At 44.7% G+C, this 25357-nt stretch carries 15 protein-coding genes and 1 CRISPR repeat array; of the genes, 1 reads left to right on the top strand and 14 read right to left on the bottom strand.

The genetic code is table 11. The annotated features are described in order from the left end of the window. Positions 1-22 precede the first annotated feature (22 nt). The 7 genes from CUR83_RS10000 to cas1c form a co-directional block, all read right to left on the bottom strand. Complete coding sequence (locus CUR83_RS10000) at positions 23-3280, bottom strand: tyrosine-type recombinase/integrase (protein ID WP_284719563.1); 3258 nt, start codon at positions 3278-3280, stop codon at positions 23-25. Beyond that, entirely contained in the window at positions 3267-5765 is a 2499-nt protein-coding gene (locus CUR83_RS09995) for a site-specific integrase (protein ID WP_167669376.1), read from the bottom strand. The genes CUR83_RS10000 and CUR83_RS09995 overlap by 14 nt, the downstream gene beginning before the upstream one ends. Beyond that, complete coding sequence (locus tag CUR83_RS09990) at positions 5762-6277, bottom strand: hypothetical protein (RefSeq protein ID WP_093068650.1); 516 nt, start codon at positions 6275-6277, stop codon at positions 5762-5764. The genes CUR83_RS09995 and CUR83_RS09990 overlap by 4 nt, the downstream gene beginning before the upstream one ends. Positions 6278-6649: 372 nt before the next feature. Continuing rightward, positions 6650-7075, bottom strand: a complete 426-nt coding sequence (locus CUR83_RS09985; RefSeq protein WP_093068652.1) for a LexA family protein — start codon at positions 7073-7075, stop codon at positions 6650-6652. Positions 7076-7091: 16 nt separating this feature from the next. Next, positions 7092-8402, bottom strand: coding sequence for a Y-family DNA polymerase (locus CUR83_RS09980; protein WP_201587515.1), 1311 nt, complete (start codon positions 8400-8402; stop codon positions 7092-7094). A 162-nt stretch (positions 8403-8564) separates the two neighbouring features. Continuing rightward, positions 8565-15504: direct repeats of the CRISPR family, unit length 32 nt; unit sequence GTTTCAATCCACGCACCCGTGATGGGTGCGAA. 257 nt (positions 15505-15761) lie between these two features. Then, positions 15762-16052, bottom strand: a complete 291-nt coding sequence (cas2, locus tag CUR83_RS09975; RefSeq protein WP_212564314.1) for a CRISPR-associated endonuclease Cas2 — start codon at positions 16050-16052, stop codon at positions 15762-15764. Between the two features lie 38 nt (positions 16053-16090). Further along, positions 16091-17122: a type I-C CRISPR-associated endonuclease Cas1c gene (gene cas1c, locus CUR83_RS09970; protein WP_071002008.1), complete on the bottom strand. Its 1032-nt coding sequence runs from the start codon at positions 17120-17122 to the stop codon at positions 16091-16093. Between the two features lie 110 nt (positions 17123-17232). Between cas1c and CUR83_RS09965 the strand changes: the two genes are divergently transcribed. Further along, a complete protein-coding gene (locus CUR83_RS09965) occupies positions 17233-17385 on the top strand; it encodes a hypothetical protein (protein WP_197496727.1) in 153 nt (50 codons plus the stop codon). A 34-nt stretch (positions 17386-17419) separates the two neighbouring features. Here CUR83_RS09965 and cas4 read toward each other — a convergent pair whose 3' ends face one another. The 7 genes from cas4 to CUR83_RS09930 all read right to left on the bottom strand — a co-directional run bounded on the left by cas4 (position 17420) and on the right by CUR83_RS09930 (position 25348). Further along, positions 17420-18055: a CRISPR-associated protein Cas4 gene (gene cas4 / locus CUR83_RS09960; RefSeq protein WP_071002007.1), complete on the bottom strand. Its 636-nt coding sequence runs from the start codon at positions 18053-18055 to the stop codon at positions 17420-17422. A gap of 87 nt (positions 18056-18142) precedes the next feature. Then, complete coding sequence (cas7c, locus tag CUR83_RS09955; RefSeq protein ID WP_071002006.1) at positions 18143-19036, bottom strand: type I-C CRISPR-associated protein Cas7/Csd2; 894 nt, start codon at positions 19034-19036, stop codon at positions 18143-18145. Between the two features lie 56 nt (positions 19037-19092). Then, on the bottom strand, positions 19093-21129 hold the full coding sequence (gene cas8c, locus CUR83_RS09950) for a type I-C CRISPR-associated protein Cas8c/Csd1 (protein WP_071002005.1): 2037 nt from the start codon (positions 21127-21129) through the stop codon (positions 19093-19095). Next, complete coding sequence (gene cas5c, locus CUR83_RS09945; RefSeq protein ID WP_093068667.1) at positions 21126-21857, bottom strand: type I-C CRISPR-associated protein Cas5c; 732 nt, start codon at positions 21855-21857, stop codon at positions 21126-21128. The genes cas8c and cas5c overlap by 4 nt, the downstream gene beginning before the upstream one ends. A gap of 57 nt (positions 21858-21914) precedes the next feature. After that, positions 21915-24548 (bottom strand): CRISPR-associated helicase/endonuclease Cas3, encoded by a 2634-nt coding sequence (locus CUR83_RS09940; protein WP_093068669.1) that lies wholly within the window; start codon positions 24546-24548, stop codon positions 21915-21917. Between the two features lie 178 nt (positions 24549-24726). Then, positions 24727-25047 carry a hypothetical protein gene (locus tag CUR83_RS09935; RefSeq protein ID WP_093068671.1) on the bottom strand — a complete coding sequence of 107 codons (321 nt, stop codon included), beginning with the start codon at positions 25045-25047 and terminating at the stop codon, positions 24727-24729. 10 nt (positions 25048-25057) lie between these two features. Then, positions 25058-25348: a hypothetical protein gene (locus CUR83_RS09930; RefSeq protein WP_093068673.1), complete on the bottom strand. Its 291-nt coding sequence runs from the start codon at positions 25346-25348 to the stop codon at positions 25058-25060. Between the last annotated feature and the right edge of the window lie 9 nt (positions 25349-25357).

Genomic DNA, 25357 nt, shown 5'->3' with positions numbered 1-25357 from the left:
CAAGTTTAGTTGTACGGTTTCTTCAGCATAGCTCAATCTGCTCTCTATGGTCTTGACTAGCAATACCGATATGGAGAGCATTTTTCGACTCATTAGATTGTTGCTTAATGTCTTGATAATCAGTAGATGACATAGTTTGCATCAATAGATCTTCGTTGCTACTTACCAGCCAACGTTTCAAAGGCAGCAATTTCTCAGCAATATCAATGAAACGCTGCAATTCTTTTTCATCTCTTTTTCCAAATGGTAGGTATGCTCTGCTAACAGACAGTTTTTCACGACATATCTCAATAAACCAAGTCCAGTCAGTCTCTGATTTTTCTCGTAGACGATAGGCATTACTTAACAAAAGCGAGAGCAATCTTAAATCACTTTGGTATTGAATGTTCAGTGGACTCAGTACAGGGGTATTTGAATCTGATAGCTTAACAAAGCGAGGTTTGCCGCGTTTGGTAGTGATAGCGGCAACCTCGCTTGCACGTTCTATTAGAACCTTTGCATCGTGAATAGAGATATTTGCTAACTGGGCTGCTTTACTTAAAGGCAGCTCTTCATCATAGGCCTGTAATAGCAGCTGTACTCGATTTAGACCATAACGACCAAACAATTCATTATTGGCTGGCGTATTGGTACTCAAGAGAAATTTCTTATCACAGTTCTCTATCGTAAATTTTGGTGACTTGCGTTTGCCTTCTATAATATTTTTAAATAAAAGTGTACGAATACTAGGTATGCTGACGCTACTATTACGAACATTCGCATTATTTTCCTTAAGCTTTTTGTTTGTAAACCCTGTTACGTTATACAGCGTCCGCTCTGGCAATGTTATATCTGCTTTACTAAGCGCATAGGTCGCCATCAGTGTGGCAAAGTGGTTGTAATACTCAAAGCTCCGCTCAGGCGATAAGTGTCCCATAATACCTGAGAGAGCATACCAGCGATCTTGTGCATTGATATGCTCTCCGAGTATGCCTTGTTTGATGCGAAGTACATCGCTTTCGTCATAATCGGTAAGGGCTTCTACGAGATCTGAATGGCCTACTAGCACCAGAGATAGGTTACTCACTGCCGTATGCCTAAACCCATGAAAAGTATGGTCTGTAACATTATCAGCTACCGATATGTCTTTTAAGATTCGTTTGAGTAACTTTAACGGAACATGGTCATCAATAGGGCGTTGCTCTGATGATAAGGTAAAGATAAATTTGTTTGAATTGCCGCCGATATTACTTTGCACAAAGTTAATAAAAAAACTCAGTTCATTAGGCTTTAAGAGGGCAAATAAGGGAACGCGGCGAATACTACTTTGAGTCTTAGTGGGACGATAGCTATTGGGCCTGATCACCACTGAGGGTGTGGCTGCCTTTAGACCTTCGATGTCATTATACTTAAGTCCTAACAGCTCTTTTTTGCGCATCCCAGTACGATAGACTAAGATAAATAAAAGCGCGAACATCTCCCGCTCCAATATATCTACAGAACCCAGTATCTGCGTAATAATGGCTTGGTACGCTTGCGGTGATATCAGCTCCGCACGTACACGCCGACCATTTTTGGAGTGTTGGAAGTTCACGGAGGGTAGGTTGTATTTGTCCTTAGCGAAATTGTGCATACTCTTCAATAAATTGGCAGAGTATCCAATGTCAGTATTGTTACGTACGACAGCTTTGTACTCTAAAATATCTTCATAGAGCTCTTCAAACTCTTCCTCTGACCAAATATCAAGCGGCTGCGCTGTTGTAAAATATAGCCATTCATAGCCTATAGCTCTAAGATATTTCAAAATAGTTACGTTGTTCGGTGGTCCTTTTCGGCTTAGCAAACTGAGTACCCAATCTAATAAAATCTTTTCACTTAAGTCATCGTATTGCTTATAACGTTTTTGTACTCTTTCGATAAGGGTAGGCGGCTTTTTACTGGTTTTTTGCTTTTTCTGTTTTTCATCCATTTTGAAGTCTTTAGTCAGATTCATAATTAAATCAGACTTTCTAACCTCTATCTTTTTGGTAGAAAGGTTAGTTTTTTCTTTTTGATTAGTAGAGTTTTTGCTGATAGACAGCGTTAAAATATGTTCTAGATCATAAGGTTCATTTGTATGCTGATATTTCTGATTCAAAAACCAATAAAAGTCCTGCGTACTCAGTCCTGCAGTGTTATGCATACCTTGCAGTACCCCAACTGAGGCATGATCAATATCAGCGTCATCGAGACCCTCCCAGTAATAACTGGCGTAACGTAGAAACCTTAGAAAGGGAGGCAAGTCAATATTTAAAGGCTTGATCAAATCAGACAAAACCATGGTCAAGTATTGTTTGATCTTATCTTCTGACAGCTTGGCAATGATATGTGTGGTCTCTGCTGGACTGCTGCTTTTATGGTAATTCATCAACCAACACTGACTGACCATATCTACAACGATTTGCTTGGTGTTATAAAGCTTGTCACTACCTTCTTCGCGCTCGTTACCAAAGCACTTTTGCACAAAGCGCGGCGAGACCATTATCCTTTCTTTGATAAATGGCTGATATTCTTTGGTGAGCAATGAGATAAGCCACCCTTGAAGCATTTGTACCTCATTGATACCGCCATACACAATCCCTGAGAATATCAACCAGCCTATAATCTGATCTTGGCTATAATCGGCTGTTTGCTCCCAATGATGCTCTACGGCGCAAATAATTTTGACCAGCGCCTTACCGTCTTTTAACCAAGCTGTATTTGTAATTAGTGGATTAGTTTTAGTAGGCTGTGGCGCGATTATCTTAGGATAGTGATGCTCAGCAAACATATAGTGCTTATTTTGATAGTCAATGAACTTAACGATGACTTGCCAAACATGTTTGAGTGTTCTAGATGACTCGTAAGCTTTTGCAATTTTGTTTTCAATGATTGACTGAAACTCATCGAATCCTTCTTGGGACAATGGTTCCAATTGCCTGTAAAGCTCTATCTGAAACTGGCTTAAAGATTGACTCCAAGATAGCCATAACAAATCAAAATAATCGCTAGAGCTTGGCGAAAATGAAAAGATGCGCTCATTGGGCCAAAGCGCTTGTTGGTAGTATTTATTGAAAGACTGTATGAATCCGATACTTCCAGGATGAATCCTTTTCAATGACTCCCATTCGGTTTGTAAGTCGGCGAGTAGCTGTATCTCACGTGTCCTTGCCGTGTCACTGTTTTTGAGTATAGATGGGTAAGGCACGTAGCGTTTTTTTCTACCATCAAACTTTGCTAAGCCATCAATGATTTTTGGCAGCTGTATTTCATTTATTAGCATGATCAACCTCTGCAGTGCTTGTGCCGACATGATTTGACTTAGGGTAATGATTGATTGTGATATCTGATAACCCAAGCTGTGCTGCGATCTTTTCAAACACGGACGCCACACGCTTAATATCTGCTTTACTACTTGATGAGAAACGTCCCAATACTTCTTGACGAGCCTTTTCATGACCAATAACTGTGTTAATCAGCGATAAGGAAACGCCAAGATTTTCAAGCTGCGTACGAACAAAGTGGCGTGTCCAATAGGGATTGGCGTCAATGATGTGTTTGGTCATATGATAAGCATCGCCACGCTTAATGTCTTTAAGAGTAGGGGATTTAGCAGTAGGAGCTCGTTCATACAACAGCTTTAATAGTGCTTCATCATTACCCAAACGGATATTGTCAATGATAGCGCTGATGTCATGATAACCTTGATGCTTTGCCTGATAATTAATCAAATACGCTCTATAGTCTGTTAGATGGCGTATCAGTGTCGGGCATAGCGGAATGAGACGATCACTTTTGACCTTCTTAACAGGCTTGTCATTGATGAGCAGCCAACCCATATCAAGATCAATATCGTACATTCTGCCAAGACCGTTGTTTGGTCGCACGCCGGTTAAAAGGCAAAAGACAAACCATACAAAAATACTGGTTCTGTTAAAGTGCTCCTCATCGTTTGAACTTTGATCGGTCCAGTACTTCATCTCATTTATGATGTCGCAAACTGTTTCAATCTTCAACGCAAACCCTGAGCCCACCGTATATTTATGCCAAGCGGTGATATAAGTTAAGTCAAAATCACTGTTGCTATTAAGTATACACAGTGCTGATTTATAGTGAGCCATAAGTGCTTCGCTAGTGTGGCTACTATAGTACATCGCAGGAGCATGGGGCGCAGGCGTGCGACAGATGATATCGGCGATATGCGCATGACAATCAGGTGTATAACGAGAGAGCACGACATGTAGTGCGGTCTCTATACGATTGACAGACAGGTAAGGCAATCCAATGCTACTACGTAAGGCGGCAAGATAAGCTGTAAAATCTTCTTTTACCGGCAACTCGCAAGCAAGCAGGTTGTCTATCAGCCATGACGGCAGTGGAACTTTGATGGTATCAGAATGATTTTCATAATCCCCTTCGGCCAGCGTTTGGCTTGTCGATCTTTTAGTAATACCTAAACTGTGTTCAATGTAGTATTTTTTACCTTTGATTTTGAAAATATTAGGATGACCGATATAGCCGGGTATTAGTAAGGATTTGACTGGCAACCCAGTAATCATAGATAACAATAAAATACCAGCACAGGTTGTATCAGTCTCTGTTTCTAATAAGGTGCTTGCATCCTGGTTGAGCGCAGCAAATAATGCTTGGTAGCCGGCAAGGGAGAGTAAGCGCGTGTTAGAGTTGAGCGCAAGATTGCGCTGAGACATATAGTTTTGCTGTAGCGATAAATCTATAGTTTGGAGCGGTATAGAGTATTTGATTAACGGGTTTGGATATTCGCCATAGCTGACATAGGGTGCCTCATGGTGATCAATACGCTCTTCAAAGCTGGTGGTTAACCCGTTATGGCTTTCAATATTAGCTTCTAAAAATGCAAGATCTATGGCGATAGCGCTGTGTTCTATATCGTCACGTGTGCTACCCCATGCATCATTGCTGGACGTAGTATTCCAGTTATGCCTAGTTGCAATGGTGTCTACAGGATATTTTGATGTGTTATCTGCTAGGTTGATAGCTTTAACTTTAATGTTCTTAGGTAGCTTTTTACGCTTAGGTTTTGGCTTCTGTGGCACGTGCGCGTGTTGATAGGCAGTCGTTATTTTCTCTATTTGGCTGAGTTTTGCTTTTGCATCAGATTTATCCTTTGCTACTTCCTCAGTATCAGTAGCTGGGTTGTTTTTTAGCGCTACTAACGCGGATTGTCGCTTTTGTAATAGAGTATTAAATACCGACAATATACGCTCTATACTGATCTCAGTTTGAGCAATATCAGGAAGTGCCTGCCACAGCCACGTGCGTCTAGTAGATGCTGAGAACTGCGCCATTTTAAATTGCATGAGTATGTTTTTAGTGTCAGTTTTTTTGTCAAGGGTGATAAGTAAAGCTGCGGTGTGCATTGCTATGGATAACCAAACGAGCTGTTGCACTGATTGATTTAACTGCTGTTTGATGACGATATCCTGCATTAGGATAAGCAGTTGCAGAATCAGTGGTTTTTCTGCCAAATCTGTACGATTGATCTGCATATATTCATCGGAAACGGGTCTGGCTTGTAGGGCTTGTACAATCGCTATTGAAAAACCTTCAATCGCGTTTTCATTGGCCTGATAACTATCATGTACTGTGCTAACAATAGTGGAAATAGCGTCTATGACAGTTTTTGGGTAATCAAATGTTTTATCCTCTTTTAAAGCGTCAATAGTCTTTGTCAAAGTTTCCAATGGCATCTGTCTGTAGCTATATGAGGCGTTATTATTTTGACTCATGATAATACTCCAGAGCGGCGTTTATGATAAGTCTGCTCAGTAATATGCAGAAGCTCACAAAACTTCGTAACTGCAAAAATATTTTTGTTAAACAGCTGCTGATTCCTCTGTTTATCTAAGCTACTTTTGAGCTGTCTATAAATGAGTTTGATATCTAGCTTCTTGTTATGCTGAGCAATCAATTCAATCAGCTCATAAAAACTAAGCTCAAAATCAAAATCATCTTTTGGAATAAAGCTCACAGATACTTTTTGACCGAGTACATTAAAATCAACATCAGGACTTTTAATAAGGTGAAAAAGCTCAAAATTGTTGACCATAAACTGCTTCTTATCTTCCTTGATAAATAATGTAGGTCTAGTCAAAGCAGCGCTACGCTCAATTTTAAGGGCATCAGTAATAAACGGTCTGATATGACAAGTATAAATATTAAATAGATCAAGGACGCCTTCAAATATGAGCACAGGAGTTGTCTGCAGCTTGGCAACTGATAATGATTTTGATGGCTTCATGCATACCTCGCAAAGCTAATAGTTTATATGGTCGATAAGCTCTGTCTATTGACATCTACTCCTATCTTACTATTACTTGCGAGCAATTAAGTCTCAATTTTTCAACTACACGACAGAAGGTGACGCATCCTTTTGCTTTCAGGGTTACTTATAGAAGAGCTATGATAATTTGCTCTGAAGCGCTTTAGAAATGAGCTAGAGTTAGCAAGCACGTGGATAGGGTAGACAGAGTGGAATTCTAGGACAACGGCTTACGGATCTTAGATAGAGCTTTACCGGTATGCTGCTTAAATATTAGGATCAAGAGCTTATATGACATGGATGCAGATTGGTATGTGATCTTAGGACATAAAAAGAATTTTTTATTATTTCTCACCTCTTAAACCGCCTAACACTACTCACTACCACTCCAAACAGCTCAAGCGACCCTTTCACCACGATATCGGCATAGTTCTCATTATGAGCTCGTAAGATAATATGCTCACCGAGTATCAGTTGCTTGGCCGTAAAGCCATCATCGACTAGTGCAATCACGATATCTTTATTCCTAGCGCTTAATGAGCGATCCACAATCAAGATATCATTAGGATAGATACCCATATCGATCATGCTATCGCCTTCGACTTCTACCAAGTAGGTTGTCGTTGGGCTATGAATAAGTAGTGTGTTTAGATCAATGCGGTTTTGCACATAGTCCGTCGCTGGACTTGGAAAGCCTGCTTTAACTCTATCGCTGTATAAAGATAGCAATACCGTCTCACCTTCGTCAGTCAGCCTTCCTATTATCTTAACGCTCATTGAGTCCACCTTTGATTTAATCTACTTTGGGTATTTGGTTGATATTTGTGGTATAGCACGGCGATAGCATGTCGCGGCTCATTTTCCATGACTGCTTATCTTTAATGCCTTCGCTTGCGATAAACACAGCAGACTGCTGATTACTGTTTTGACCATATCTTTTATTGAGCTGATCCATAACGGCAATAACCTCTGCGCTCTTTGAGGCACTTTGTTGGTTGGTTTGATTGTCGCTACTATCGTCTGCAAACAAGTCAGGCTGTACCTCATCATGCGGGCAGATATCGAAGAGCATGACGCCAGCTTTGGCGTAGCGAACATCTTTTTTAAAGATCTGAGTCAATATCTGCCGAGCAGCGGCTACCATCACTCTAGTATCAGCGGTTGGGGTTATAAACTGACATTGTCCGGATATAGAGGTATAACTCTCTGTTTGACTAAACGGGCTATTCTTAGCAAAGACGCTTAAGTAATGACAGACGCTGTCTTGTTTACGTAGTTTGTTGGCCGCTTTTGCCGCATGACTACAGACTGCTTGACTCAGCTCATCGGGGCAGCTAATGCGAGTGGAGAAAGAGCGAGAAGAGATAATCTGCTTCTTAGCCTCTACCGCCTCAATACCAAGACAGCTTTGACCATTAAGCTCTAAGCAGGTGCGCTCGAGTACCACCCCGAAGTGCTGTCTTATTTTCGCAGGCTCACAGACGGCGAGCTGATAAACCGTATGAATACCCATCTCATTAAGTCTGACCTTATAACGACGACCCACACCCCATACCTCACCAACATCAGTGATCTGCATGATACGTCTTATCCATCGAAGATTATCTAACACGCAAACGCCTTTAGTAGCGGGGTGCTTTTTAGCAGCATAATTGGCAAGCTTTGCCATGGTTTTAGTACTGCCCATACCCACACATACTGGAATGCCAGTATACTGCTCGACAATAGCTTTGAGCTTACGCCCATAGCTATCAAGATCCGTCATTGCAGTAGGATAATCAGCTAAGTATAAAAAGGCTTCATCGATAGAATAGACTTCAACAGTAGGACACAGCTTCTCAAGGGTGCTCATGACTCTGTGAGACATGTCAGCATAGAGGGTGTAGTTAGAGCTAAAGACGGTAACATCGTTTTGCGCGCAAAACTCTTTGACCTGAAAGTATGGTACGCCCATCTTGATACCGAGCTGTTTTGCCTCACTGGAGCGAGCGACCACGCAGCCATCATTGTTAGACAGTACGACCACTGCCTTACCTCTTAGATCAGGGCGAAAGAGCTTCTCACAGTTGGCATAGAAGCTATTGCAATCAACAAGAGCATACATGGCTGTCTCAGTAGATGGATGGCATAAAAAAAAGCATAACCAATCACGAGTATTTACGTGATCAGAGATGCCTTTGATTGTAGAGATAGCGAGCTTGAAAATTCAAGAGCGAATAAAGGGTAGACGACGATGGTTGTCGTGAGGGTTTAAGAAGACATAGTAGTTTCAATCCACGCACCCGTGATGGGTGCGAACAGGGTTAAGCGTGCGCCAGTCAAAATTAGGCGGTTTCAATCCACGCACCCGTGATGGGTGCGAATCTTTAGTCTTTATGTCTTTATAAGTGTACGGAGTTTCAATCCACGCACCCGTGATGGGTGCGAATCGCGTACTAACTAAGGAGATAGGTATGAGTGAGTTTCAATCCACGCACCCGTGATGGGTGCGAAGATAAGCATCAGTGATAGATTATGAGTGCGTCGTTTCAATCCACGCACCCGTGATGGGTGCGAATTTGTGAGATTCATTCGCTCAGCTTGGCAGATGTTTCAATCCACGCACCCGTGATGGGTGCGAAAGTGGTAGTTGCAACAGCAGGTAAATTAGCTGGTTTCAATCCACGCACCCGTGATGGGTGCGAATTACCCCGAGTCAAAAGGTGGTGCTACCACGCTAGTTTCAATCCACGCACCCGTGATGGGTGCGAACGTGCATGACGAAAAAACCGAGACTAAGCAAAAGCCGTTTCAATCCACGCACCCGTGATGGGTGCGAATTGAGTGCCGCGATGGTTGCATCGGTAAATATCAAGTTTCAATCCACGCACCCGTGATGGGTGCGAATGGTACTCATCAATAATCGCGCATGACGGGCTTGTTTCAATCCACGCACCCGTGATGGGTGCGAATCAGGCTCGCCCTGATAGCGTCCATTTCTTTTGGTTTCAATCCACGCACCCGTGATGGGTGCGAAGGCAGGCATACAGCCCCATAGCTATTACGTCTGTTTCAATCCACGCACCCGTGATGGGTGCGAATACCTTGATGGGTTTAAAAAAGAGGGCTTTGTCGTTTCAATCCACGCACCCGTGATGGGTGCGAACCCAGGCACAGGCAACGGACAAACTGGCGATAACGTTTCAATCCACGCACCCGTGATGGGTGCGAACTTGCTCTGTTGGTTGCCCCTGTACCGGCTGTTGCGTTTCAATCCACGCACCCGTGATGGGTGCGAATTAAGCTGTCCATGTACGCTTTGGCGTTTTTCTCGTTTCAATCCACGCACCCGTGATGGGTGCGAAGGGAACAAGTCAGCATTGGCACGTATAATAAATGTTTCAATCCACGCACCCGTGATGGGTGCGAACGCCCATACTTTGTCAAAAGTAGGCGCACCCATAGTTTCAATCCACGCACCCGTGATGGGTGCGAAAGATAAATCAGAGAGCGCTCATAAGTTTTTTAAGTTTCAATCCACGCACCCGTGATGGGTGCGAATATCCAGTTGTACGCCCACCCAAAACTCGAATAGTTTCAATCCACGCACCCGTGATGGGTGCGAACGCAATTCCCCGAATACACGAAAGGCGCAAAAGTTTCAATCCACGCACCCGTGATGGGTGCGAATTATCGAAGGCGTGACGATGGTTGAGCGCGTAGTTTCAATCCACGCACCCGTGATGGGTGCGAACGTGATATGTATCGTGATAATTTGTCACTAATCGGTTTCAATCCACGCACCCGTGATGGGTGCGAAGTGCAGATTGATACTCGCAAATGGATATTGTCTCGTTTCAATCCACGCACCCGTGATGGGTGCGAATGCTTTTTCAAAGCTCATGATTTCTCACGTAAGGTTTCAATCCACGCACCCGTGATGGGTGCGAACGTAATAACCGTAAGACTAAAAAAGGCGGTAAGTTTCAATCCACGCACCCGTGATGGGTGCGAAGAGGCAGGTGTTTATGAGTGCTTATGGCGACCAGTTTCAATCCACGCACCCGTGATGGGTGCGAAATTGCCTCCTTTTTTGTAAGCTGTGTCAATTTTGTTTCAATCCACGCACCCGTGATGGGTGCGAATTTAATATCGGTGCCAGGACCTATCTCGCCAGAGTTTCAATCCACGCACCCGTGATGGGTGCGAACTCGATATGTATGCCTATGACGGTATGCAGGATGTTTCAATCCACGCACCCGTGATGGGTGCGAATCATGAATACCCAGAGGCTGAAAACCTCACTCGTTTCAATCCACGCACCCGTGATGGGTGCGAAAAAATATTTACGCAATTGCAGAGAGGTTATCAGTTTCAATCCACGCACCCGTGATGGGTGCGAAAACATTGATGGGTGTCTCATTGCTAACATCAGGTTTCAATCCACGCACCCGTGATGGGTGCGAAGCACGTTTGCAAAAGGACGAGTTGATCAAGCTTGTGTTTCAATCCACGCACCCGTGATGGGTGCGAAACACCTCCTTCTTGGCCTGAATGGACGTTGATAGTTTCAATCCACGCACCCGTGATGGGTGCGAAGCCATTTACCATTGATATTGAGAAGGGAATAAGAGTTTCAATCCACGCACCCGTGATGGGTGCGAATTAGATGTTGAGGACGGTGTGGTTGAGTTCGCAGTTTCAATCCACGCACCCGTGATGGGTGCGAAGCAAAGCGATTGATATGGACGTTGTGGTCTATGTTTCAATCCACGCACCCGTGATGGGTGCGAAAAAGGCCGCCATTGCTAACTACGAGATAGTTAAGTTTCAATCCACGCACCCGTGATGGGTGCGAAGGTCACACAATCAACTACTACCCCACCAGCGAGTTTCAATCCACGCACCCGTGATGGGTGCGAAGGCTGCAAGGTCAGATAGCATCAGGTCAGTTTGGTTTCAATCCACGCACCCGTGATGGGTGCGAAAGCAAGTAAGTATTGATGATAGGGTAGTAATTGTTTCAATCCACGCACCCGTGATGGGTGCGAAGGACAATATAAAATAAGTGTTAGCGATTGGATAGTTTCAATCCACGCACCCGTGATGGGTGCGAATTTAGTCAATGAAGACTATCAAGTATGTATGATGTTTCAATCCACGCACCCGTGATGGGTGCGAAATAGTTTCATCAATTCACGCAACCAAGCAAGGGTTTCAATCCACGCACCCGTGATGGGTGCGAACAAGCAAGCAAGTAATGATGATATAGTAATTATCGTTTCAATCCACGCACCCGTGATGGGTGCGAATATCGCCAATATTAGCGTCATAATTTACTGATAGTTTCAATCCACGCACCCGTGATGGGTGCGAAGTATATGATGAAACAGCAACGCAAGCATGGCTGTTTCAATCCACGCACCCGTGATGGGTGCGAAGTATGCCTGTCTCATGATGGACACCAAGACGCGGTTTCAATCCACGCACCCGTGATGGGTGCGAAAACATTGAGACGCAGTCTGATACCATTGATGACGTTTCAATCCACGCACCCGTGATGGGTGCGAAACGGTTAGTAAAAACAGCAAAGTTGACTATGGCGTTTCAATCCACGCATCCGTGATGGGTGCGAATAATAATTCAGCATCTATGGCTGATGCTGAATGTTTCAATCCACGCACCCGTGATGGGTGCGAACAAAACTCATTAAATTAGCGTAACCGTTAAACGTGTTTCAATCCACGCACCCGTGATGGGTGCGAATGCTGCGTTTAGTGTGCTTATGCGAGTAGTGAGTTTCAATCCACGCACCCGTGATGGGTGCGAAAACCGACGGTAGATGTTTTTACCGCTTAAGTGATGTTTCAATCCACGCACCCGTGATGGGTGCGAATTTATCGCGACGCCAACCGCCAAACGCACGCTTGTTTCAATCCACGCACCCGTGATGGGTGCGAATTGACTAAGCAAAGACTGCTCAATGTCGGCTATGTTTCAATCCACGCACCCGTGATGGGTGCGAATGGACAAAGCGAGCAAAAAGGGTTCATAGCAGGTGAGTTTCAATCCACGCACCCGTGATGGGTGCGAAGGGAGATGTTAACTGGGTTCTATCAGCCATTAGTTTCAATCCACGCACCCGTGATGGGTGCGAACTATAGGGATATAATCTGTGGGAGGTTCTAATGTGTTTCAATCCACGCACCCGTGATGGGTGCGAAGTAACGCCTACCAATACAAAATAAGGAGCTAATGTTTCAATCCACGCACCCGTGATGGGTGCGAAGAGATGTTAGTGTATGATTACGTAGAATTAAGAGTTTCAATCCACGCACCCGTGATGGGTGCGAACTCTTTTTTATCAAAACAATCATACTCATCTTTTATGTTTCAATCCACGCACCCGTGATGGGTGCGAACAACGCAATACACTATAAAAGGCTAACATCATGTTTCAATCCACGCACCCGTGATGGGTGCGAAGCGTGAATATTATTAATCAAAACAAAGGAGTATGTTTCAATCCACGCACCCGTGATGGGTGCGAAAAGGATATAACAATGTTAGTATACGATTATGTAGTTTCAATCCACGCACCCGTGATGGGTGCGAATGTATTAGTAAAGGTATAGGGCTATCACCAGTAGTTTCAATCCACGCACCCGTGATGGGTGCGAATATGTGGAATGTAACAATAGCCCTATTGATATAGTTTCAATCCACGCACCCGTGATGGGTGCGAAGTAGCAAAGATTAATTTATCCACGCAGGGTTTGTTTCAATCCACGCACCCGTGATGGGTGCGAACAGCCACATTATTACCAAAACCTACAGCTGTGCTGTTTCAATCCACGCACCCGTGATGGGTGCGAAAGTAAAGTTGAGAGCCGTTGATTGCATCGGTGGTTTCAATCCACGCACCCGTGATGGGTGCGAAATGCGTACCGCCAGCATCTTTTTCTACTATATTGTTTCAATCCACGCACCCGTGATGGGTGCGAATTTAGGTGGTCGCAATAGATGGGGGACATTAGAGGTTTCAATCCACGCACCCGTGATGGGTGCGAACATTCAATGATACACTAAATAGGAATTAAAACCATGTTTCAATCCACGCACCCGTGATGGGTGCGAAAGAGACGATAATAGTAATAACGAATACCTAGCAGGTTTCAATCCACGCACCCGTGATGGGTGCGAATAGCTACACGGCTAGGGGTTTTATCGTTTAAAGTGTTTCAATCCACGCACCCGTGATGGGTGCGAATATTTGACGCAGTTTTTGTCGCACTTGATGCCGTTTCAATCCACGCACCCGTGATGGGTGCGAAGGTCGCTAAACGTAACTGGATCGCTAGCAACTTTGTTTCAATCCACGCACCCGTGATGGGTGCGAAAACCCTTTTGTACTGTATCAACATGAGCGTCGAGTTTCAATCCACGCACCCGTGATGGGTGCGAAAAAATAGCGAATGATTTTAAATCAGTGTTTGACGTTTCAATCCACGCACCCGTGATGGGTGCGAAGCAATACAACCCAAAGCCGTCCAAATCCTAAACGTTTCAATCCACGCACCCGTGATGGGTGCGAAGGGTGAGGGGTTGATGGGGATCCGTACTACGACGTTTCAATCCACGCACCCGTGATGGGTGCGAATTAATCAGCGACGACTTTAGCGAGATGACGCTTGTTTCAATCCACGCACCCGTGATGGGTGCGAAGAGCTATACAATTTATGGTCACTTTACTCAGTGGTTTCAATCCACGCACCCGTGATGGGTGCGAATATGGGGCAGATGCGTCCTAAAACCATTAATAGGTTTCAATCCACGCACCCGTGATGGGTGCGAACAGCGGCAGTGCCTCGGACTGAGCATCGCTAACCGTTTCAATCCACGCACCCGTGATGGGTGCGAACAGCAACTATATGGTGTGTACGAAACATCATCCGTTTCAATCCACGCACCCGTGATGGGTGCGAAAATCGACCGACTCATGAATTGCGTCTGCATAGTGTTTCAATCCACGCACCCGTGATGGGTGCGAAATTGTTGAATTGTCAGATAGTTTCGATCTCCTGTTTCAATCCACGCACCCGTGATGGGTGCGAAGCCTTGTAACGATTTTGATGCCCTGGCAACCAAGTTTCAATCCACGCACCCGTGATGGGTGCGAAGCACGTTACTACCTGCCTGATGCAAGGGTGTTAGTTTCAATCCACGCACCCGTGATGGGTGCGAAGCATGGCTCAGTTTGCTCATCGGCGAAAAAGGCGTTTCAATCCACGCACCCGTGATGGGTGCGAATTTGCGGGCGAATAAAATAACGTGTGCCACTTTAGTTTCAATCCACGCACCCGTGATGGGTGCGAAAAAGAGATTGCCCAGCACTACTTGACAGACATCGTTTCAATCCACGCACCCGTGATGGGTGCGAACATACGAGCAGGACTACGCTGCATGGCTAAGCGAGTTTCAATCCACGCACCCGTGATGGGTGCGAATAACTACGACAAATCACATGAGTGGGTTTATAACGTTTCAATCCACGCACCCGTGATGGGTGCGAAGAAGGTGCAGCGGGTGGTGCTGACGCAGAGCTAGTTTCAATCCACGCACCCGTGATGGGTGCGAATCTCGGTTCATACTGATGATTCGCCTATTCAGCTTGTTTCAATCCACGCACCCGTGATGGGTGCGAAGATGGGGCTGCTTACATGGCGTTGGCAGGTGAGGTTTCAATCCACGCACCCGTGATGGGTGCGAAGGCGTGCACCGACAATCACAAGGTCGCCATTCTGTTTCAATCCACGCACCCGTGATGGGTGCGAATCAAAAATCGCAATGAGTGACGATAACGTCATGTTTCAATCCACGCACCCGTGATGGGTGCGAATATTGATGACACGTTATCCGCTTTTAGTGTCAGCGTTTCAATCCACGCACCCGTGATGGGTGCGAACGATACGTTCGCCGCGCGTGAGCTGATGATTATTGTTTCAATCCACGCACCCGTGATGGGTGCGAACAGCCAATGTAAAGGGCTTTCACGGTTGTAAGGGTTTCAATCCACGCACCCGTGATGGGTGCGAAAGACAAAGAGCTGGCCACCGCACAAGCTTTTGCTGTTTCAATCCACGCACCCGTGATGGGTGCGAAGGTTATAGATAAATGTCGCGCCATCATCACAATGTTTCAATCCACGCACCCGTGATGGGTGCGAAAGCCCCTAGTTTAAGTCGCTAATAAGGTTAAGGAAAAACCTTGGAATATGCGAACGTCTAAACCATGAGCGAATTTGGCAAACATCTTGCTTACCAAGTTTTTAATGTGAGAAAATAAAGATAGTGAAATCAAGTTGTTAAATAGCATTGCGATCCCTTTGCGAGTCTCCTAGAGATTTTATGTACACTATAGGTTCGCATCGACCTTATGACAGTCAAATAGTAGGTTTAAAAGTGATTATTTATAATGATAGCGGCTAAAACAGCAATACATCGTTTAAGTCTAGCACAGGTTTTGCTCCTACGTGCTCTACTTTACTTTGCCAGTTTTTACCAAGATAGTAATAGCGCAAACTATCAACGCTATGATCGATAATATCTTCAAGCTTGGCTCTAAGCATTGCCCACTCAGCTGGATTGACCTCAATTTCAAATACTGAGTATTGTACCCGTTGCCCATAGTTCAAACAATGCTTAGCAATGTGGCGCAGACGTTTGGCACTCGATGCACCCTCTGAGCTGATATCGTAAGTGACCAATACCATCATAATAACCTTCCTTGTTTATTTATTCTTTATGCAGCAATTTATTTCCATAAAAAAGGAATATAAGCATCAATATCGCCCCTAATATGACGCGCCATAATTGTCGCCTGCAAATGCGGTAGTAAACCAAAGGGTACGGTTTCCTCAAACCATTCATGATAAATGGTTTGCTGCTTACGGTCATGCCATGCCTTAAAAAAGGTTTGCCTAGCCTCATCCTTAAGCCAAACTGCGCCATTCGCTTCAGTCTTAAAGTCTGATTTACCCAGCTGCTTTTTATTAATAAGTGATAATACAAAGCGATCGACGATAGGACGAAACTCTTCAACTAAATCTAATGCAAGTGAAGGGCGCCCAGGGCGTAGTTGATGGAATACCCCGCAAGACGGATCAAGTCCTACGGTCTCAAGTGCACTACGGCAGTCATGAGTCATTAAGGTATAAGTAAAAGAAAGTAGGGCGTTGACGGCGTCGGTCGGCGGATTGCGAGTGCGTTTAGCAAAGCTAAAATCAGGGTTGCGAATAAATTGTGGAAACACACTAAAGTAAACGCTCGCCATCTCACCCTCACGACCTAACAGGTCAGGCAAGTTTTGCGTAGTCAATATTTTATTGAGACCGCGCTCTAAGCGCTGCTGCGCTGAGTCCAAGCTTTTAATTGTAGACTCATCTAGCTGGCTTTTATAATCGCGCAGATAGCGGCGAATGACTTGGCGTTGATTATGGACTTTACCTAAGATAATACTATGACAGATTGGCTGTACGCGCTTAGGGTCGTCACTGATGCGATATTGCTCACGGCGAAGGAGTACATTGCCACTGACCGCACCTTCGATACGCGCTTGGAACTTACCATATTGATTGAGATGAGTGATGGTAATGGCGTTTTCGGTACAGTGCGCCATCAGTGCAGGTGATATCGACACTTGCCCAAAGCAGACAATCGCATCGAGCTTATGAATAGGGACGCGACCTTTGACCTCATAGTCGATATTCATAACGACGTTTTCGCCCTGTTTATTGAGCCATGCGCCTTGGGTTTGCACGAATAAGGTATTTTTTAATGAGCGCATAGGGTTTCCTAATCATTATTTTCTAGCGTTCAGCTGTGTATTTTTGAATATAGCTCTTTATTGTGCTAGGTTAAATGGACTACTTCTCAACTATTATCAAGGAATAAAACATGAGTTACTCCAATAACGAAGCTGATATGCAAAATCCTAACAAAGGGTCTGACGGTACTAACAAAGCCTATGACCAGAATCAAGGTAATAAAGGCAAGCAGTTAAATCCACAACAGCCGAAGAATGATGCGCAGCCGCAACAAAAGGATTAATAGCTTCACTGCTTTATGCAAATACATTAATAAATTAGTGATCCGTTTCTTCTAAACTGGTCACTATTTTTTTGTTTAACCAAGCCTTGGCATTTTTATTAAAAACCTTAGGATGGCAGATGTCTTTGAGTGAACAATTTCGGCATTTACTGGTACTATAACTTGGCTTTGGCGTCTGCTTAGATTCAATAATATGCCGACACTCGTTAATCGCATCTAAGGTAATTTGCCGCAGCTCCTCATCAAAACCTACCGTATGACGGCGACGGGTTTTACCATAAAACAGCGCGCCCTCACTGACGGTGCAATCATGCATATCTTCTAAGCATAGTGCTTGCGCGCACAATTGCACTTCATCCGCACGATGTGATTTGGGCTTACCGCGTTTGTATTCGATAGGAAACGGAATTTGTGCGCCTGTATCATCGGTGTGATATTCGACCACATCAGCAACCCCCTCTAATCCAAGTGCGCGATGGCCAAGCGGTAGCGTGCGCACGGTCTTTATATTGCCACGCGTATCGTGTCCGCCACTGTTGACCTTTTCGTGCATGACTTGCCCTTCGGCAGTAAAGACATTCTCCGCCCACGCGCACTCAAGCTCAATCAGCGCAAACTGACGCGGACAGAATAAGTAATGCTGCAAGCGGGATAGGTAGAGGGTTTGCATTTGTGTCCGCCTTTTTAATTAAAAAGGTGAGCAAGCGCTTATCGTTTACGCCTGCTCAATATCTATGACGATACGAAAAGTTAAAGGTTAAAACCCTTCAATAATATTAGGCTCTAATTCTGCTAAAGCTGACTTTAACGCGTCTTCATCAAATGCGCCGTGATTATCAAGCAATTCTTTTAAACTGCGATGCACCTTAGCAGATGAGTGTTGCCCTGATTTGCTGCTATGTTCCCACCAAATGACCTTTTTGACCTGCATGCTGCCTTCAGGACGAGCAGAGGAAGCGTCACCTTCGAACAGCTTAGGGAGTATCTCTTTGATCTTGTCGGCATCAGCATCACTAAAACCTGTACGTTCCGCCAGTTGCGGCGTAATCGCACCATAAGTCACATAGATGCCTTTATCCACGCGGTGCTTCATACCCATCGTATCGCTGCCTTTTTTCGTACCATCGCCTTCACCACTGACGCTTTTGGTGATTTGGGTACTGGTGATATCAACAGGCTGTAAGCTAAAGGCAGATTGAATACTGACAGGACCACGGATAGGGATAGAGACACCATCAGCATTTTTAGCATCTGCTTTAAAGGCAAACACTTGACCAAAGGCACGTACATCGAACCATTTTTCACAAGCTTTTTGCGCTGTTTCATCACGTTTGGCTTCAATGTTTTCTTTTTTGTTGGCTTCAAAGGCGTTTTTGCCTAAACCAACGTCTTCGTCATAAGCACGATTTTTTAAGCTGGTCATGCCATCCGTTTTTTTCTCATCCGACTGTACAAAAATAGTTTCACCCGCCTCTTGTAGTCGATCGCGGATTTTGCGTTTTAGACACACATCAGTAATCTCGCCATTCCCTGCAAAGTCAGTACGAGGACGGTTACCGTTTAGGGGGTCGCCGTTTGGATTGGCATTATTCACTTCAATAATGATGGCAAAATCAATTTTATGGTTTAAAGTATTTTCGTTGGCGCTCATGAGGTTTCCTCTTATTTGTCATTAAAAAAATAGGGTGTTGTTGGACACTGATTGGGTTATGCAGCATCGCTATCATTTTCTACTTCGGCTTTCGCGTACTCTTTGTCTAATTTAAATTGCATTTTTTGGCTGTGATATCCTAATAAAAATTCTCCCGATAATGCTGAATCATCGGTAAAACGGTCGCTGGTAAATGCACTCATAATTTCATCAATCAGCTGCTGTTTTTTAGCCAAGTAGCCGCCACGATTGGATTTTAGGCGGTTTTCATAAGGCTTTAGTGCCAGCTCAATGTTGCGCCATGTGGTAAAAGGTCGATTGGCGAACTGTTGCATATAGCGCTGGGCGGTGGTGTTGCGCTTTTCTCCAGCGACATATAGCGCGAGGCTTTCGATGTCTTCAGCAACTGCCAATAAACGTCCGTATAGATAGTCTCGGCTGGTAAGCTCAGGTTGTAGTGCCACGGTATAGCTCCTTTTTTTATCGTCTGATTGTCTTAAATAATAGCCACGGTATAAGGCGCACGCTGTACTTAGCGCCTGCTCCCACTCCCAGTGCTCAAGGGCCAGTGGGTTACAAGCGCGTTTGATGCACAGCTCGACCAGCTGTCTAGGAAAGCGGCGTGCTTCTCCTTCAACGATACAGGGCAATACTTGAGCGACCACTTGTTTCTTTAACGCATCGGACAGGCGTGCGCCATAGGCAACCTGTGCAATCTGCTTTGGGGTAGGCGATTGAATACCCAGTCGTTGTTGGTTGCTGTCATCATCTCTATAAGTGTGATACCACGCAAACTGCGTATACCACGCTTGTAAGGCGTCTATATATTCACTGGGCATACTTTCATGGTAGTACGTCACCGCCATACGTCCAGGAGTGGCGGCCTCTAAGCTAATAATAGAGATTTGCTGATGCTCGGGCAGTTGTTGGCGGTAGCCTTGTAAGGTATTGCGTAAATGTGTGGCAAAGCGATAACCCAAGTCGTTACGGTGCTGAAACGTAGGTTCTGTGTCTGATGCTTCGTCATCGTCATATTCTTCAAAGTCATTACCGTCGTTGTCAGATGTCTTAGATGCGTCTAGTACGTCCAGCGGTGCGGCGACGCTGGTTGGTTGCGGCACTTCGATACCTGATATTGACCATGCAACGATGGCTTGTCCCGCTTCTTCACGTCCTTGTCGCGACAGCAGCCATGATAGCGCGGCGTGCGCCTTTTCGGTGACCACGGCGCTAATACCTGCTGCCTGCATACCTGTTGTATCGGTAAAGCGACCACGAAATGTGTAGCCTGTCGCATCATTAGCAGAGATGAGTTTGGCATTGGTTGAGCTGCGTAAGATGCGGTTGGGGTGCTTGCTGGCGAGTGGACTGGTGTTGCCAGTGATGTAACAAAAGCCATCGGTACTGTCTAAAGTGGCGTAAAACTGCTGCCATGCGGCAAACAAGTTGTCATCACGCCATGTCTCGGTGACGTGCTGAGTAGGGGTGTCTAAGCTACTGGCAATGACATTCCACACAATAAATGCTGCGCCCTGATCAAAGACGCCTTTGTTTTTATTGAGCGCCGCTAAAATGCTATCGGGATAATCGCTGGCTTGTTCAGGGTAGGCAAGCTTGCTTTTGTTATCAGGGTCAACAATCAAAACATGAGCGTCGATTAAATCTTTGACCAGCGTGCCTTTTTTGACGTAAGTTAAGACGGACTGTGCTTTGGGGTGTGAATGTTCTGAGCTGCACCATGTAGATAATATGTCTTCATATAATGGATACAAATCTTTTTTATTCTGACTGTAATCAAAAAAATCTTTAGCGACATATTGCAACTTATCGGATAGTGGATGTGCTACTGCGCCTGATGTACGATTGGCAGAGTCATTGGTCGCAGGAATGGCAAGGTATTTTGATTTGACTTTGCCATTGTCATCGCGGCACACCTCAGCACGGACAAAGTCACCTTTGTCATTAATCGTGATGACAATTTGCACGTTTTGATTGACATGATAATAAGGCATCAGCTTCTGGTCTTGCGCTTGTAGGTCGGCGTTTTGACTGGCGGCTTCATAGGTTTGGTAAAGTCGTTGTAACCAGCTCATAACGAGGCCTCCGTCTGACTTACTGACTGCATGTTATTATCAAGGGCAAAGTCTTTGGCGCTCATATTGCGGACAAAGCGGTTTGGCATCCCGTTTTGGGCATCTAGCGTTAAGTTGTCAGTAGGCTTTGGAAAATCAATAACGCCAAAGTGCATAACGGCTTGCCAAAATCGACTGTGCAGTGCGTCCAAGCCAGTCTCGTCAGGGTAGGCAAAACTATGAAACATCAAGCCATAACCCAGTTCATCAACGTCATCATAAGCACCTTTACCGCTACCAAATTCGCAAGGCTCAACATAGCCTTGGCACTCGCGTGTACCTAAAAAGATGTCTTGGCGTCCGCCTTTATTCAGCATGCGCTGGGCAATACTGTAATGTTTACCATCAATGCGGTCAGCGGCTAACTCGGGGCGGTGCATGTTCCATTCAAAGTGCGCTTGCACTTGATAGGCGACATCATGCAAATAGGTGTAATACGCCAAGTCGTTACCGCTTTCATTAAACTTAATCGGCTTGACACCTTTGGTTTGTGTGCGGATAGGATTGATGACGCGCACTCTGTCGATATACCAGATGATGGAGGGTTTCCAGTAAATAGATTTACAAACCCCTTTTAAAGCCTCATAAGTCGGCAAATGATAGCTGGTTTTTTCGCCACCAATACGAGTGATGGGGTCGGTAAACAGGGCATGACGCCCTCTAAGTAAAAATTCAATTTGGTTTTTCACAGTTTCTCCTTTTATTTTGTATTTTGATATAGTGCGATGCGCGTTTGCATAACTGTCCTAAAACGCTAATAAATCCAATTCACTCGTTCCTTCAATATTAAGTCCCATCTGAGCGTCATAAAAGGCCTCAGATAAGATAAAAATACCTGTGTCTCTGACGGTATGTAACGCGCCTGCGGTAAATAGAGCATCAAAAGTATGCGCAAAGACATTGATACTGTATTGTTGCGCGTCTCGCACCAGCTGATAAAAATGGCTGTCACTCACGCTTGTATTGCAAAGCGCGCTAATCAAATGCCGTCCTTCCTCAAGGTACGGCACAATAATGGCTTTGGTTGGTGCGTCGATGGCTTTAAAGGTGCGCCCTGCGTCCATAAAGGACTGCCAAAGCTGCGGAAATTGCTCGGCTTGATGCCGCTGCGCATTGTTATTATTAGTCAATGGATTGGTGCTATTACTGCTCAGCCAGTTATATAAGGTTTCGGTACCTGCAGATTTACCTTTACTGTCTTTAATGGGATATGCCATTTCTTTTATACCGTGCTCGGTCTGATAGTAGTGATGGAAAAACTGCTGCATGATGTCGGGGTGCAGCAAATGTACATCGCCATACGCGTCATGCGCCCATTGGGACAGAATATTGCTCATGATGGCCTTGCCTTGAGCGATGGTAGGCAGTTTACTTAGGTTTTCGCTCTCTGGACGTACGATAAATACTTGCCCTTTGACAGGCTTGTCTTGGTCGTCACGCATCTCACCATGACGGTTACAGCGTCCCGCCGCCTGCGCAATACTATCAAGCCCTACTAAAAAGCGCACGATGGAACGAAACGACACATCCACGCCAGCTTCAATCAGTTGGGTTGATATAACCAAAGTCGGTAAACCTTGTTTTAAACGGTTTCTAATTTGGTCTAATAAGTCTTTACGGTGGCGAGCGCATTGGGACGTACTTAAATGATATAGCTCGTTTTCAGACACGGTGTCTGATAGTTTCTGATAAAGCTGACTGGCCCATGTCTTAGTATTAACGATGACCAAGGTGCTGCTAAATTGAGCAAAATTATGATTAACATAATTTGTCAAGCCATCTAAATCTTGAGGGTTTTTAGTATGGTCATGAATATCGACGCGCTGCAAAGTATCGAATAGGGTATGTAGCTGAGTGCGCTCGCCAATGATTTCGGTAGCAGAGTTCAAGCTGCCATTGTGTGCTATCGGTAAATTGTCCAGTACGGGCTGGGTGGCGGTGCACAGCACAGCAGTAGCGCTGGCATGGGTGGTTAAAAAATTGAGCGCGCTACAAAATAGGTAGTAGCAATTCATTGGTAAAGTCTGTATCTCATCAAAAATGAGCACCGCACGGCTTAGCTGATGCAAGCGTCTGACGCCTTTGGTGCCGCCGCCAAAGCAGCTTTCTAAAAACTGTACCATGGTGGTAAATACAATGGGAGCGTTCCAATTATCCATAATCAGTTTGCTCTGCCACGTCTGTACGTCAGGCTCTAGGTTTGAATGTTGTTCTAAAACCCATTGACCATCAAAGACACCGTTGGGGCCTTCTTCTTCTAAAATTTTGCGCACCTCAGCAGCGTTTTGTTCAATGATGCTGGTAAAAGGGATGATATAGATAATGCGGTCGAGGTTGTGGCGTTTAGCATGCTGCACAGCAAAGCGCAGGCTGGCAAGCGTTTTGCCGCCACCTGTTGGTACAGTCAAAGTAAAAATACCTTGGTCAGACTGCGCCGCGTGTAGGCAGGTTTGGGCGATGTGGTTACGTTGTTCGTTGATTGGGTTTGGCGGGCTGTGCTCTGCTTTATCAGCGAAGCCTTGATAAAGGGTTTCGATTTTATCTATCGCGATTTGCCAGTCTGGTCGCTTATAGTCTAAAAAATGGGCTTGATTTGGGTGTTCGAAGGCGATACTGTTACTACGGTCAGCATCAATCAGACAGCTAAACAGTAAGCGGGTCAAAAATCCCAAATAAAAGTCTTTTTGCTTGTCCGTAGCGCGACTATCCACCATGATTTTTTTGACAATGCCTTGAAACTCTTTTAGCGTGTCTTTTTTAAAGCTGTCATCCAATTGCGCAAACAGCTGCTCTTGCTTGGCACGCTCTAGGGCTTGGGTATAGTGGGTTTTTTCTTCAGGTTTGTTTTTGCGGTTGAGTAAATATGGTTGGGCATTTTGTCCGACGACATTAACAAGACCGCTATGATGTGATGCCACGCAAATGAACATCATATCCGCCAGTAGTTGCCCCTCATAGCGGCGGATTTTTTGTTGTGTATGTGCTTTTAGATAACTTGAGCCTAATTTTTCAAACTGCTCTTTAAGATAAATAGCGCCCGCTGTAGAGTGGTCCACTGAGCCTTTCGTTGGTTTCCCTCTACGTAATATTTCAGCCTCTTCATCTTCATCTAAACCCAATTCTTTATAGTTATCATGGATGACACACTCTTTTATATATTCTTGAAACGCCGTGCTGTATTTGCCAAGGTCATGTACCAGTCCAATCAATTCACCTGATAATGGCAGCCCGATTTTCAGGGCTAGCGCCCTACTTATTTCTGCCGTTCCTGTTAAATGATCATAGAGTAGCTGCTCAGCGCCATCACTTTGCCGTACATGCGCAATAAACTTCTGCTCAAGAGAGTCTGCTTGCTTATTTTGAATATTTAGATTTTTCATTGGTGCGCTATTATCCAAACATAAGTTGTTTAAAATATTTAGGATAACAATATCTTAATTTAGTAAGGGTAACAACATATAATTGAAGCATTCGCGACAACAAATGTCGTTAAAGATTTAAAAGGCAATAAAAAACCAGATAACCTAAGTTATCTGGTAATTAATTACACTTAGTAGTCTATCTACTTACAGTAATCTGTCCCCCTGAGAAGCTAATACACCCTTCGCAAAACCAAGAGCGCAAACTTCTTGCATAAGGTATATCTGCTGGTACATCAAGCTCGTATGGACGACCGCAGTACTCACAATGCACATCGTCTAGATATGCCTGACACTTCGAGAGTGTCCTAAACAGTAAAGAGTAGCTTATACCGTAAGACTGACATAGGATCTCTACATGAGCGAGATAATTATCGGGCGAATTATAAGACCAGTACTCACGGCAAAAGTCTTTAACTGCCTCATTAAGCGTTGGGTCGAACACGAAACTTATACTCATAGTATTCTCCTTAGTAGCCATAGATGGTTTGCGGTAAAAGGACATAAAGCTCGCTTTCTAACTGGCTGAACATCTCGTCAACTATATAGCCACTATTAGCATCTAAACGTTTCTGTACCCATACGCGTATCGCCATATGATTATCAAAACAAGGTTTCATTCCTAAGAGGCGTACTAAACCAGTGCCAGATTGAATAAAAAGTTCACGAATGAGCGTATTAGCAATCTCATTAGCATCTTCACTGATAGCACCATCAGGCTTAAACTCGCTAAACAGCTTTTCATAATTAATGATTTTCATTGTGACGTC

The sequence above is a fragment of the Psychrobacter pocilloporae genome (assembly GCF_029872915.1).
Classification (GTDB): Bacteria; Pseudomonadota; Gammaproteobacteria; order Pseudomonadales; family Moraxellaceae; genus Psychrobacter; species Psychrobacter pacificensis.
This window is presented reverse-complemented; position numbering and strand designations above follow the sequence as displayed.

Coding starts and splice junctions, on each gene's coding strand:
- cas8c (WP_071002005.1), bottom strand. CDS start 21,129: ATGAGCTGGTTACAACGACTTTACCAAACCTATGAAGCCGCCAGTCAA.
- cas4 (WP_071002007.1), bottom strand. CDS start 18,055: ATGCAAACCCTCTACCTATCCCGCTTGCAGCATTACTTATTCTGTCCG.
- CUR83_RS09980 (WP_201587515.1), bottom strand. CDS start 8,402: ATGTATGCTCTTGTTGATTGCAATAGCTTCTATGCCAACTGTGAGAAG.
- CUR83_RS09990 (WP_093068650.1), bottom strand. CDS start 6,277: ATGAAGCCATCAAAATCATTATCAGTTGCCAAGCTGCAGACAACTCCT.
- CUR83_RS09965 (WP_197496727.1), top strand. CDS start 17,233: ATGAGTTACTCCAATAACGAAGCTGATATGCAAAATCCTAACAAAGGG.
- cas1c (WP_071002008.1), bottom strand. CDS start 17,122: ATGCGCTCATTAAAAAATACCTTATTCGTGCAAACCCAAGGCGCATGG.
- CUR83_RS09940 (WP_093068669.1), bottom strand. CDS start 24,548: ATGAAAAATCTAAATATTCAAAATAAGCAAGCAGACTCTCTTGAGCAG.
- CUR83_RS09930 (WP_093068673.1), bottom strand. CDS start 25,348: ATGAAAATCATTAATTATGAAAAGCTGTTTAGCGAGTTTAAGCCTGAT.
- cas7c (WP_071002006.1), bottom strand. CDS start 19,036: ATGAGCGCCAACGAAAATACTTTAAACCATAAAATTGATTTTGCCATC.
- CUR83_RS10000 (WP_284719563.1), bottom strand. CDS start 3,280: ATGCTAATAAATGAAATACAGCTGCCAAAAATCATTGATGGCTTAGCA.
- CUR83_RS09995 (WP_167669376.1), bottom strand. CDS start 5,765: ATGAGTCAAAATAATAACGCCTCATATAGCTACAGACAGATGCCATTG.
- cas2 (WP_212564314.1), bottom strand. CDS start 16,052: ATGATGGTATTGGTCACTTACGATATCAGCTCAGAGGGTGCATCGAGT.
- CUR83_RS09985 (WP_093068652.1), bottom strand. CDS start 7,075: ATGAGCGTTAAGATAATAGGAAGGCTGACTGACGAAGGTGAGACGGTA.
- CUR83_RS09935 (WP_093068671.1), bottom strand. CDS start 25,047: ATGAGTATAAGTTTCGTGTTCGACCCAACGCTTAATGAGGCAGTTAAA.